This window comes from Neptuniibacter sp. QD29_5, assembly GCF_047778125.1.
Classification (GTDB): domain Bacteria; phylum Pseudomonadota; class Gammaproteobacteria; order Pseudomonadales; family Balneatricaceae; genus Neptuniibacter.
On record NZ_CP180556.1, the window covers coordinates 2,640,479 to 2,652,873 of the forward strand.

General features: G+C 46.3%; 8 protein-coding genes, 2 tRNA genes and 3 rRNA genes. 1 reads left to right on the top strand and 12 read right to left on the bottom strand.

All coding sequences use genetic code 11. From position 1 onward, the window contains the following. Nucleotides 1–79: 79 nt before the first annotated feature. From ACMXYR_RS12535 to rpoE, 4 genes are read right to left on the bottom strand one after another with little or no spacing between them, the layout of a single operon-like run. Entirely contained in the window at nt 80–1,486 is a 1,407-nt protein-coding gene (locus ACMXYR_RS12535) for a DegQ family serine endoprotease (protein ID WP_415901855.1), read from the bottom strand. A gap of 34 nt (nt 1,487–1,520) precedes the next feature. Further along, entirely contained in the window at nt 1,521–1,955 is a 435-nt protein-coding gene (locus ACMXYR_RS12540) for a SoxR reducing system RseC family protein (RefSeq protein ID WP_415901856.1), read from the bottom strand. Continuing rightward, on the bottom strand, nt 1,952–2,779 hold the full coding sequence (locus tag ACMXYR_RS12545; protein WP_415901857.1) for a MucB/RseB C-terminal domain-containing protein: 828 nt from the start codon (nt 2,777–2,779) through the stop codon (nt 1,952–1,954). Before ACMXYR_RS12545 ends, ACMXYR_RS12540 begins: the two co-directional genes overlap by 4 nt. A 29-nt stretch (nt 2,780–2,808) precedes the next feature. Further along, a complete protein-coding gene (gene rpoE / locus ACMXYR_RS12550; protein ID WP_415882162.1) occupies nt 2,809–3,390 on the bottom strand; it encodes an RNA polymerase sigma factor RpoE in 582 nt (193 codons plus the stop codon). Between the two features lie 280 nt (nt 3,391–3,670). On the opposite strand from rpoE, the gene nadB reads away from it, so the two are divergent. Further along, entirely contained in the window at nt 3,671–5,266 is a 1,596-nt protein-coding gene (gene nadB / locus ACMXYR_RS12555) for an L-aspartate oxidase (RefSeq protein ID WP_415901858.1), read from the top strand. Here nadB and ACMXYR_RS12560 read toward each other — a convergent pair. The 8 genes from ACMXYR_RS12560 to ACMXYR_RS12595 all read right to left on the bottom strand — a co-directional run bounded on the left by ACMXYR_RS12560 (nt 5,247) and on the right by ACMXYR_RS12595 (nt 12,393). Further along, nucleotides 5,247–5,702: a protein YgfX gene (locus ACMXYR_RS12560; protein ID WP_415901859.1), complete on the bottom strand. Its 456-nt coding sequence runs from the start codon at nt 5,700–5,702 to the stop codon at nt 5,247–5,249. The genes nadB and ACMXYR_RS12560 overlap by 20 nt on opposite strands. Continuing rightward, nucleotides 5,686–5,940 carry a succinate dehydrogenase assembly factor 2 gene (locus ACMXYR_RS12565; RefSeq protein ID WP_415896833.1) on the bottom strand — a complete coding sequence of 85 codons (255 nt, stop codon included), beginning with the start codon at nt 5,938–5,940 and terminating at the stop codon, nt 5,686–5,688. The genes ACMXYR_RS12560 and ACMXYR_RS12565 overlap by 17 nt, the downstream gene beginning before the upstream one ends. 274 nt (nt 5,941–6,214) lie before the next feature. Further along, nucleotides 6,215–6,330: ribosomal RNA gene (gene rrf / locus ACMXYR_RS12570) — 5S ribosomal RNA — on the bottom strand. A gap of 142 nt (nt 6,331–6,472) precedes the next feature. Then, a 23S ribosomal RNA gene (locus ACMXYR_RS12575) occupies nt 6,473–9,358 on the bottom strand. A 216-nt stretch (nt 9,359–9,574) separates the two neighbouring features. Further along, a tRNA-Ala gene (locus ACMXYR_RS12580) sits at nt 9,575–9,650 on the bottom strand. 24 nt (nt 9,651–9,674) lie between these two features. Then, nucleotides 9,675–9,751: transfer RNA gene (locus ACMXYR_RS12585), tRNA-Ile, on the bottom strand. Nucleotides 9,752–9,819: 68 nt separating this feature from the next. Continuing rightward, nucleotides 9,820–11,359: ribosomal RNA gene (locus ACMXYR_RS12590) — 16S ribosomal RNA — on the bottom strand. The 16S, 23S and 5S rRNA genes sit together here with 2 tRNA genes alongside, the layout of an rRNA operon. A gap of 608 nt (nt 11,360–11,967) precedes the next feature. Beyond that, nucleotides 11,968–12,393, bottom strand: coding sequence for a universal stress protein (locus ACMXYR_RS12595; RefSeq protein ID WP_415901860.1), 426 nt, complete (start codon nt 12,391–12,393; stop codon nt 11,968–11,970). Between the last annotated feature and the right edge of the window lie 2 nt (nt 12,394–12,395).

Here is a 12,395-nt window from a genome sequence, read left to right on the forward strand (position 1 = left end):
GAAAGGCGCAAGTTTACAGCATTTGCTTAAACTGGGCTACGAAAAAGGGGGCCTTAGCCCCCTTAGAATTTTATACAACTTAATCCGATACTCGTAATGGAATAAATAACGGACTTCCCCGGCGAACAATCCGCATCGGAACCGACTTACCAGAAGCTATATCTGTAGACACTCGATTAAAGTCAGAAACACTGGCGATCTGTTCGCCATTTAGCATAGTGATGACATCGCCAACCATCAGACCTGCATCTGAACCTGACCCTTGTAAAACTTTACGAACAACAACACCTTTACTCACTTGCCATTTTTCTTTGCGTTTTTGGTCAAGCTCGGTCACCTGGATGTTTAGGCGATTACCTTTATCCTCTTTAGACTTGCGAACGTTAGTTTTAGCAAGCTCATTCTGGGTTGGTAATGCCTCGATTTCGACCTTGATAGTAATTTCACGACCCGCACGCATAACTGAAACTTTAGCTTTCTTACCGGGTTTTACGCGCCCGACATGATGGGGTAAGTCTGAAGATCGAATAATATCTACACCTTCAAATTTAAGGATAATATCGCCCTCTAAAAGGCCGAATTTTTCTGCCGGACTGTCAGGTAATACTTTGGCCACTAAAGCACCAGCAGGTTTATCTAATCCAAATGATTCAGCAAGATCCCGATTGACCTCTTGAATGACCACACCTAGCCACCCGCGGGTAACATAACCATGTTTCCTTAATTGATCCGCAACATCCATCGCGACATCAATAGGTATAGCAAAGGACAGCCCCATAAAACCACCGGAACGAGTGTAAATCTGAGAGTTAATCCCAACGACTTCACCATCCAGATTAAATAATGGACCTCCAGAATTACCAGGATTAATAGCTACATCAGTTTGAATAAAAGGAACATAAGTATCACCCGCTAATGCACGCTCTTTGGCACTGACAATACCCGCAGTCACACTATGATCGAAACCAAATGGTGAACCTATCGCAAGTACCCATTCACCAACATCAAGCGCTTTAGATTCTCCAAGCTCAACTGTCGGTAGGTCTTCAGCGTCAATTTTCAAAAGAGCAACATCAGAGCGCTCATCAGAACCGATGACCTCAGCTTCCAACTCCCTTCGGTCAGCTAATCGCACAATCACCTGATCAGCCTCAGCAATCACATGGTGGTTTGTTAATAGGTAACCATCTTCAGAAATAATGAAACCAGACCCTAAGGATTGAGGAGCTCTACGACGTGGGCGCTCACCCTGTTCAAATTCAGGCATACGGAAGAAATGACGGAAGATTTCCGGAATTTCTTCTCCATTTGGTCCCTGAAACGGGTGTGGTTGACCCTGTCGCGGACTAGTTTGAACAGTACTGATATTCACTACAGCAGGTGAAGCCTCTTTTACCAACGATTTAAAATCGGGCAAGTTTGCAGCATGAACCGACAAAGAAATAAGGAAAAAAGTTGCGACTATGAATTTTGATATAGATTTCATAAAAACACTCACCTATGTCTATCAAAAAACGGGGTTAGATAACTTTAATTAGCGTAGGTTGATATTGGCAGGAACTAAATAAAGCGGAACTACTAAAGCGAACAAAAACAAACCCAGCGATAAGAGAAATGAAAGCAGATGCGATAACGACCAGTTCATCGCCCCAGATAAAATTTCCGATTACAGCCCCAAGGAACAGCGCTAACAATGGCAACAAATACATAAAAACTGTTGCTTTGATAAACGCTCCCTCTTCTATACCTAAAAGCACACTATCGTCAGCTTTGACGTGAAGAGAGGTAGGATTATTAACGAGAAAAATAAAACGTTTCTCTTGCCCTGCCTGCACCAACAGCTTTTGGCCACAACCATTTCGAGCAGCACAACTAGCACAAGCGCTCTGGCGCATGGTTTCAACCCATACGCCTTGCTCATTGACCTCTATAACTTTCCCGCTTTCTTCAATCATTTACGTTCTACTGAAGCAGCAATACGTTCCGCAATCATTAGAGGAACATCTCCAACGACTGTTACAAATTGATCACCAATACGCTTACCCACAGTAACCATGCCGTCCAATTGAACAGCCCCTTCAGGAACGGACTGACGACCATACTTTTCAACACAAACGGTAAATGAATGACGTCCATTGCTAAACATTTGTACTTCAGCATGCGCCATCACATCTCTACGTTTACCCGAAAAACCTTCTGGTAACCATGTTGTTTCCCAACCAGATTCTTGGTGTGAAAGCATATGTTTATGTTGAGATACATAACGCTCTACACCTTCAGATAAGCGAATAATTTCAGGCTCTTGCCCCTGTGATGAAATCATCGAACGACTACCAAACTGCGCTCTAACCAGATCATCGGAAACTGAATTACCCGGAAGTACATAGTTCGGGCGATTATCAGCAATCGTGTCATTCTCAGGCTGATTGTAGGTTTGGGCACCCAAGATAACCATTGCCGTCACAGAAGCTGCTGCAGTCATGCTAGCAAGCGGTTTCCAAAAAAAACTTCCTTTAGCGTCGGACTTAACTTCTGGTGCAGCAGTATCAACTTCCAAATCAGGCTCTTGTTCCAGAGCCTGCATGACCTGACTACTGATATCAAAGCTGCTCAATTCAGCTTCTTCATTTTTCATAACTGAACGAACTAAATGATATCGCTGCCATTGCTCAGCCAATTCTGGCTCCTGCTCTATGCGATCAAGAGTACGTCGTAACTCAAAGTCTGCGACTTCACCATCCATCAATGCCGAAACAGATTCTGTAGATCGATCATCCATAGAATTTACCTCAATTTACCTTTGCAGGATCAGCTCGCTAAAAGCGGCATAATTTCTTTATCAATTGCTTCACGTGCTCGAAAGATACGTGACCTTACAGTTCCCACAGGGCAATCCATAACCCCAGCTATCTCTTCATAACTCATGCCTTCAAACTCTCTGAGCGTTAAAGCCACCCGTAAGTCTTCAGGGAGTTTATTCAGAGTTTTCCGAATCACTGCTTCAAGCTCGTCCTTGTACAATTTATTTTCTGGTGTCTCAATATCTTTCAAAGCATTATCACCTTCAAAGAACTGGGCATCGTCAACATCTACATCAGCAGGACGCCTACCACGAGCAACAAGATGATTTTTGGCTGTATTGATAGCTATTCTGTATAACCATGTATAGAAAGCACTATCACCGCGAAATTTTGGTATCGCTCTATAAGCCTTAATGAAAGTTTCTTGCGCCACGTCCAATGCTTCATGTTGGTCGTAAACATAACGACCAATCAACGCAACAATTTTATGTTGGTATTTTTTAACTAGAAGATCGAAAGCACGTTTATCGCCCGCTTTTACCCGTTCGACTAACTTTTGATCGACTGCTGTCTGACTTTCACTCGACACTCAATATTCCTTAAACTGTCCTTAATACCTGTCTCTATAAATATAGAAGCTAAAGCAGCAATAACTTTCAACTAATACAACATATTACCTCATCAGAGTGCCGGAACACTTCTATGAGCATTCAAAACTGCTTAAGTTCCCTAAGTCCAAAAAAAAATGCTAAATTGTGACTCAATACCGATGAAACACATTTAATTAGCTAGTTTTATCCTCGAACTTACCACTAAAATAAGCACTCAATTTTTCAAGCCAAGAACCCTCAAGTTGAGAAGAGCACAGCATGACGCAACACTATCACTACGACGCTTTAATTATTGGCAGTGGCGCTGCTGGACTTAGCATGGCCCTCCACTTAGCTCAAAATGCGCGTGTTGCAGTTCTTAGTAAAAGAGAACTTAAGAGTGGATCTACATGGCTGGCTCAAGGTGGTATCGCTGCAGTACTCGATACTGAAGATAGCACACAAGCACATATCGAAGACACCATGTCTGCTGGCGGGCACCTTAGTCATAAAGAGGCAGTGGAATTCACCGTCGAACACGGCAGAGAAAGCATTGACTGGCTGATTGAACAAGGCGTTCCTTTTACCCAAGATAGTGACGACTACCATCTAACCAAAGAAGGCGGACACTCTCATCGCCGAATCATCCATTCTGCAGATGCAACAGGAAAAGCGCTTCAGCAGACATTGATAGAGAAAGCCAAAGCCTCTGAAAATATCGATCTATTCGAACACCATATTGCGGTCGACCTAATTACACGAAAGAAACTAGGATTAGCACACAACCGTTGTGTCGGCGCATACATTCTTAATGACGAAACAGGACACGTAGAGGTATTTCAAGCTCCTCACGTTGTGTTGGCTACAGGTGGTGCATCAAAGGCCTATCTATATACAAGCAATTCAGATGGTGCCACGGGTGATGGTATCGCCATGGCCTGGCGTGCTGGCTGCCGAGTCGGCAACATGGAATTTAATCAGTTCCACCCTACCTGCCTCTATCACCCACAAGCAAAATCATTTTTGATTACAGAAGCCGTGCGTGGTGAAGGTGGAAAGCTTTTACTTCCTGATGGCAAGCCGTTCATGCATAACTTCGATGAGCGAGGCGAATTAGCCCCCCGAGATATCGTTGCTCGCGCAATCGACCATGAAATGAAAAGGCTAGGTAGCGACTGCTTATTTTTAGATATCAGCCACAAATCTAAAGAATTTATTAAGTCTCATTTCCCAACCATCTATAAGCGTTGCAAGAGCCTAGGCATCGACATCACAAAAGAACCAATTCCAGTTGTACCTGCTGCCCACTACACATGTGGTGGAGTCGTGACGGACGAAAAAGGACGCACCGATATTCCAGGGCTATATGCGATTGGTGAAACCTCGTTCACGGGGCTACATGGCGCTAATCGATTGGCTAGCAATTCCCTTCTAGAATGCCTTGTGTATGCAAAATCCGCTTCAGACGATGTCGTTCAATCTCTAACAGCACCTCTGGACGAATCAATCATTCCGGCATGGGATGAGTCTCAAGTAACCAATTCAGATGAAGATGTTATTATCTCTCACAACTGGGATGAGATACGTCGTTTCATGTGGGACTACGTGGGCATTGTGAGAACGACCAAACGACTACAACGAGCTAAGCATCGCATAGACCTTTTACAACAAGAGATTAGCGAATATTACAGCAACTACAAAATCAGCAACGACCTTCTAGAGCTTCGTAACTTAGCCGTCGTTGCAGATTTGATTATTCGCTCAGCAATGTTAAGGCAGGAAAGTCGCGGACTTCATTACACATTAGACTTCCCAGAACAGGGTCCTGAAGCACTAGACACAATCTTAACGCCAATCAATTTTCATTGGAATTAAGGCCATAAAGCGGACTATATAACAACAGAACCCGTAGCCGTCTAAATGCATTTTCGTTGATGCTCCGACGCATAATTACAACAGGTATGGTGTAAAAGCGGCTGTCGCTTTCGCACAACATGACGATCACAAAGGGAGTGATCACCTTTTGCTTAATACGGGTCACATCAATCCGTTGCTGGTTCCTCTGCAGCAATGAAATTACTCCCTCTTCTCCATTCCAAGTAATACCGACAATGGCTAGAGAGGACGTTAATAGCACCCTTTCATTTAAATAAAACAGAAAACTACATAGAAGTGCCACTGAAGCTAACACAGCTATGTGTAAAGGAATCGCAGAGTAAAAAAGAGCAAAGCACGCACTAAGATGTACCCCACTATATATAACAAGCAGGGTACAGGAAGGAGAGATAGGTTCGTTATTTAGGCTGAACACGCTCCAGAATAATCCTCACAATCCTTTGCAAGTCCGGATCAGCTGGCACTTCTCGCTCCATAAGCCACACAAATAGATCCTGATCTTCCTCATCTAATAACTTAACAAAGCGATCTTGATCAGCTTCATCTAGGTCTGCAAAAGCCTCTTCTACAAACGGAACAAAAAGAACATCAAGTTCCAACATACCACGTCGACTCTGCCACTTAAGGCGACGAATATCATCTTCAGTATACATCTATTAATTTTCCTTAGAGGTTTTGCATTGCGCGCTAAGCATACCAGAAATAAGGAAGAAGGCACTAGCGACAAGAGTCTATAGCAGTTGCTAGTTGCTAGTTGCTAGTTGCTAGTTGCTAGTTGCTAGTTGCTAGTTGCTAGTTGCTAGTTGCTGGAGAGTCTATGTGGATTAAGCCGAGTGTAAATAATTCGTTCAGTATTGCTTTGCTTTCTTTAGCCCAACACGAAAAAACCCCGATCACAGTGTGACCGGGGTTTTCTCTTAATTAAATGCTTGGCGATGACCTACTCTCACATGGGGAAGCCCCACACTACCATCGGCGATGTTGCGTTTCACGTCTGAGTTCGGGATGGATTCAGGTGGTTCCACAACTCTATGGTCGCCAAGCAAAACTGTTACAACTTAGATCTGATTCTTCTTTTATTTGATCTAGATAGTTCTTCGACTGTAGCTTAACTACGCGCTAATTCGTTACTCTCTATCGTCTTACGTATCTTACAAGTCACTTGCCAAACGCCTTGGGCGTTATATGGTCAAGCCTCACGGGCAATTAGTATTGGTTAGCTCAACGCCTCACAGCGCTTCCACACCCAACCTATCAACGTCGTAGTCTTCAACGGCCCTTTAGGGGAATCAAGTTCCCAGTGAGATCTCATCTTGAAGGAGGCTTCCCGCTTAGATGCTTTCAGCGGTTATCCCGTCCGAACGTAGCTACCCGGCAATGCAATTGGCATCACAACCGGTACACCAGAGGTTCGTTCACTCCGGTCCTCTCGTACTAGGAGCAACTCTTCTCAAATCTCAAACGCCCACGGCAGATAGGGACCGAACTGTCTCACGACGTTCTAAACCCAGCTCGCGTACCACTTTAAATGGCGAACAGCCATACCCTTGGGACCGGCTTCAGCCCCAGGATGTGATGAGCCGACATCGAGGTGCCAAACACCGCCGTCGATGTGAACTCTTGGGCGGTATCAGCCTGTTATCCCCGGAGTACCTTTTATCCGTTGAGCGATGGCCCTTCCATACAGAACCACCGGATCACTAGAACCTACTTTCGTACCTGCTCGACGTGTCTGTCTCGCAGTCAAGCACCCTTCTACTCTTGCGCTCATTGCATGATTTCCGACCATGCTGAGGGTACCTTCGTGCTCCTCCGTTACTCTTTGGGAGGAGACCGCCCCAGTCAAACTACCCACCACACAATGTCCCCGATCCCGCTTAGGGAACTGGGTTAGAACCTCAACATTACCAGGCTGGTATTTCAAAGGTGGCTCCACCCTATCTGGCGACAGGGTTTCAAAGCCTCCCAGCTATTCTACACAAGTAATGTCAAAGTCCACTGTGAAGCTGTAGTAAAGGTTCACGGGGTCTTTCCGTCTAGCCGCGGGTAAACTGCATCTTAACAGCTATTTCAATTTCACTGAGTCTCGGGTGGAGACAGTGTGGCCATCGTTACGCCATTCGTGCAGGTCGGAACTTACCCGACAAGGAATTTCGCTACCTTAGGACCGTTATAGTTACGGCCGCCGTTTACCGGGGCTTCGATCAAGAGCTTCGCGCAAGCGCTAACCCCATCAATTAACCTTCCGGCACCGGGCAGGCGTCACACCCTATACGTCCTCTTTCGAGTTTGCAGAGTGCTATGTTTTTAATAAACAGTCGCAGCCACCTGGTATCTTCGACCGGCCTCAGCTTAGGGAGCAAGTCCCATCACCAAAACCGGCGCACCTTCTCCCGAAGTTACGGTGCCATTTTGCCTAGTTCCTTCACCCGAGTTTTCTCATACGCCTTAGTATTCTCTACCTGACCACCTGTGTCGGTTTAGGGTACGGTTAGTCATAACCTGAAGCTTAGAGGATTTTCCTGGAAGCATGGCATCAACTACTTCAGTCCATAAAGGACCTCGTCATCGATTCTCGGTCTTAAAAGAGCCCGGATTTACCTAAGCTCTAAACCTACTATCTTAAACGCGGACAACCAACGCCGCGCTAGCCTAGCCTTCTCCGTCCCCCCATCGCAGTTATGAGCAGTACAGGAATATTAACCTGTTTCCCATCGGATACGCTCTTCAGCCTCTCCTTAGGGGCCGACTCACCCTACCTCGAATAGCGTTGGATAGGAACCCTTGGTCTTCCGGCGGGGAGGGTTTTCACCTCCCTTATCGTTACTCATGTCAGCATTCGCACTTCTGATACCTCCACGGTGCCTTACAGCTTCCGCTTCAACAGCTTACAGAACGCTCCTCTACCATGCACAAAGTGCATCCGTAGCTTCGGTGTTATGCTTAGCCCCGTTATATCTTCCGCGCGGGCCGACTCGACTAGTGAGCTATTACGCTTTCTTTAAAGGGTGGCTGCTTCTAAGCCAACCTCCTAGCTGTCTAAGCCTTCCCACATCGTTTCCCACTTAGCATAAACTTTGGGACCTTAGCTGACGGTCTGGGTTGTTTCCCTTTCCACGACGGACGTTAGCACCCGCCGTGTGTCTCCCGTGATTGAACTCATGGGTATTCGGAGTTTGCATCGGGTTGGTAAGTCGGGATGACCCCTAGCCGAAACAGTGCTCTACCCCCATGGTTAGACACGAGGCACTACCTAAATAGTTTTCGAGGAGAACCAGCTATCTCCGAGTTTGATTAGCCTTTCACTCCTATCCACAAGTCATCCGCTGGCTTTTCAACGACAGTCGGTTCGGTCCTCCAATGCATGTTACTGCATCTTCAACCTGCCCATGGATAGATCACTCGGTTTCGGGTCTACTCCTAGCGACTGGACGCCCTATTAAGACTCGGTTTCCCTACGGCTCCGCAAATGCTTAACCTTGCCACTAAAAGTAAGTCGCTGACCCATTATACAAAAGGTACGCAGTCACCGTCCGAAAACGGCTCCCACTGCTTGTACGTACACGGTTTCAGGGTCTATTTCACTCCCCTCACAGGGGTTCTTTTCGCCTTTCCCTCACGGTACTGGTTCACTATCGGTCAGTCAGGAGTATTTAGCCTTGGAGGATGGTCCCCCCATATTCAGACAGCGTTTCACGTGTGCCGTCCTACTCGATTTCACTTTAAAAGACCTTTCACATACGGGGCTATCACCCACTATGGCCACACTTTCCAGAGTGTTCTGTTAAATCTAATAAAGCTTAAGGGCTAGTCCCCGTTCGCTCGCCGCTACTTAGGGAATCTCGGTTGATTTCTTTTCCTCTGGGTACTTAGATGTTTCAGTTCCCCAGGTTCGCCTCTAATAACCTATGTATTCAGTTAAAAGATACCTATAAATAGGTGGGTTTCCCCATTCGGAAATGTCCGGATCAAAGGTTGTTTACCACCTCCCCGAACCTTATCGCAGGTTACAACGTCCTTCATCGCCTCTGACTGCCAAGGCATCCACCGTGCACGCTTAGTCACTTGACCATATAACCCGAAGGCGTCTGGAATCACAGTAACTTGTATTGCTAGTAACGATAGATTTCGCCGAATTGGCGCATGCAGTAAAACTACATGTCTTAAATCTAAATCAAATGAATCAAATCCAAATTGTTAAAGAGCGTTTAAAGCAAAAAAGCTTTAAAAGATAATGTCTTAAACGACAATATGTTTTAAAACTCTTCCTTCTCATCCAGAGGATGATGGTGGAGCTATGCGGGATCGAACCGCAGACCTCCTGCGTGCAAAGCAGGCGCTCTCCCAGCTGAGCTATAGCCCCAAGAAAAACAGTAAGGCTATTGATTGGTAGGCCTGAGTGGACTTGAACCACCGACCTCACCCTTATCAGGGGTGCGCTCTAACCAGCTGAGCTACAAGCCTACACCGTTGCTCTTAACTTCTCTGATCAGATAATTCGTGTGAACGCTTGCCGAGAATCGGCTTTCGTTTAAGGAGGTGATCCAGCCCCAGGTTCCCCTAGGGCTACCTTGTTACGACTTCACCCCAGTCATGAACCACACCGTGGTAACCGCCCTCCCGAAGGTTAAGCTAGCTACTTCTGGTGCAATCCACTCCCATGGTGTGACGGGCGGTGTGTACAAGGCCCGGGAACGTATTCACCGCGACATTCTGATTCGCGATTACTAGCGATTCCGACTTCATGGAGTCGAGTTGCAGACTCCAATCCGGACTACGACCGGTTTTCTGAGATTAGCTTACCCTCGCAGGTTCGCGGCCCTCTGTACCGGCCATTGTAGCACGTGTGTAGCCCAACTCGTAAGGGCCATGATGACTTGACGTCGTCCCCACCTTCCTCCGGTTTGTCACCGGCAGTCTCCTTAGAGTTCCCACCCGAAGTGCTGGCAAATAAGGACAAGGGTTGCGCTCGTTACGGGACTTAACCCAACATTTCACAACACGAGCTGACGACAGCCATGCAGCACCTGTCTCAGAGTTCCCGAAGGCACGAAACTATCTCTAGTAACTTCTCTGGATGTCAAGAGTTGGTAAGGTTCTTCGCGTTGCGTCGAATTAAACCACATGCTCCACCGCTTGTGCGGGCCCCCGTCAATTCATTTGAGTTTTAACCTTGCGGCCGTACTCCCCAGGCGGTCTACTTATCGCGTTAGCTGCGCCACTAAAAGATCAAGTCTCCCAACGGCTAGTAGACATCGTTTACGGCGTGGACTACCAGGGTATCTAATCCTGTTTGCTCCCCACGCTTTCGCACCTCAGTGTCAATATCGGTCCAGGTAGTCGCCTTCGCCACTGGTGTTCCTTCCTATATCTACGCATTTCACCGCTACACAGGAAATTCCACTACCCTCTACCGTATTCTAGATTGGCAGTATCAGGTGCAGTTCCAAGGTTGAGCCCTGGGCTTTCACATCTGACTGACCAATCCACCTACGCGCGCTTTACGCCCAGTAATTCCGATTAACGCTCGCACCCTCCGTATTACCGCGGCTGCTGGCACGGAGTTAGCCGGTGCTTCTTCTGCAGTTAACGTCACAGCTAGCAGGTATTAACTACTAACCTTTCCTCACTGCTGAAAGTGCTTTACAACCCTAGGGCCTTCTTCACACACGCGGCATGGCTGCATCAGGCTTGCGCCCATTGTGCAATATTCCCCACTGCTGCCTCCCGTAGGAGTCTGGACCGTGTCTCAGTTCCAGTGTGGCTGATCATCCTCTCAGACCAGCTAGAGATCGTCGCCTTGGTGAGCCATTACCTCACCAACTAGCTAATCTCACGCAGGCTCATCCAATAGTGCAAGGTCCGAAGATCCCCTGCTTTCCCCCGTAGGGCGTATGCGGTATTAGACCAAATTTCTCTGGCTTATCCCCCGCTACTGGGTAGATTCCTACGCGTTACTCACCCGTCCGCCACTCGTCATCAACTAGCAAGCTAGTCATGTTACCGTTCGACTTGCATGTGTTAGGCCTGCCGCCAGCGTTCAATCTGAGCCATGATCAAACTCTTCAGTTTAAATCATTTGTGTTACCAGGAATGTGGTAACGGGCTCTAGTACTAAACAACCGGATAACATTCTTAAGAACGTTAAACCTTTGTAAATCGCTTTAAATGAATTCACTTGGTTGCTTGTCTAGAAAAAGTTTGCTTCTTCTCAACAAGCGCCCACACGAATTATCTGATCAAATTGTTAAAGAGCGTTGCTTTCTTGACTCTCCGCTGAACCAGCGTTTCGTCTCAAGCGAGGCGCATATTCTACTTTGCGCTCATTCAAAGTCAACCGTTTATTTTGCAATTTCGTAAAAAGTTTTTACTCAGCAACCGGACTTTGAATCCTGCTCCGTAAGCAATCTCAAAAACCAATGTTTTCAACCACTTACTAAGCACCTCACTCAGCTCTGAAGCCCCTTAAAAAGCGGCCTCCCTAAGCAAGGACGGCGAATTCTACAGACATCTAAAAAAGGGTCAACACCCAATCTACAAAAAAGCGAAAAAAGTTGTAAAAAACTTACAAACCACCCTAAATTGATCAAGGGGCAATCAACAGCGTATAAATACTAGTCAATAGATACAAAAAAGGCGCAGAGTTTTTTACTTCAGCGCCTTTTATTTTTAGCTAATTCCTAATTTTTCAGAACTAACACCGAACATTTTGCCCTTTCGGTCACTTTTGCCGTTACAGAGCCTAACATCACTTTTTCTACTGCACCGTGCTTTTGTGCACTCATGATAATAAGATCTGCACCAATCTCCGATGCCCGCTTTATGATCTCTTTATGCGCCTTGCCTTCACGCACTTCGACATCAAAAGCAACATCGCCTAGTTCTTGTTCGGCAATATTTTCTAACTCTGACTTCATTGCAGCCAAAGCCTGTTCTATTGCTTCTTTTGGAAAGTAGGATGCAACCATTGGCATTTGAAAGCCCGGCAATATCGACATTAAATGAAGCTCAACACCTTCATCGATGTATTTTGCCACCGCATTCAACGTTGATATTGTTCCCTTACTATCTTGAAGGTCTACCGGCACTAGTATTTTTTTAAACATGA

Excerpts from the sequence above, each read along its gene's own strand:
- ACMXYR_RS12565 (WP_415896833.1), bottom strand. The coding sequence starts at position 5,940 with ATGTATACTGAAGATGATATTCGTCGCCTTAAGTGGCAGAGTCGACGT.
- nadB (WP_415901858.1), top strand. The coding sequence starts at position 3,671 with ATGACGCAACACTATCACTACGACGCTTTAATTATTGGCAGTGGCGCT.
- ACMXYR_RS12595 (WP_415901860.1), bottom strand. The coding sequence starts at position 12,393 with ATGTTTAAAAAAATACTAGTGCCGGTAGACCTTCAAGATAGTAAGGGA.
- ACMXYR_RS12540 (WP_415901856.1), bottom strand. The coding sequence starts at position 1,955 with ATGATTGAAGAAAGCGGGAAAGTTATAGAGGTCAATGAGCAAGGCGTA.
- ACMXYR_RS12545 (WP_415901857.1), bottom strand. The coding sequence starts at position 2,779 with ATGGATGATCGATCTACAGAATCTGTTTCGGCATTGATGGATGGTGAA.
- ACMXYR_RS12535 (WP_415901855.1), bottom strand. The coding sequence starts at position 1,486 with ATGAAATCTATATCAAAATTCATAGTCGCAACTTTTTTCCTTATTTCT.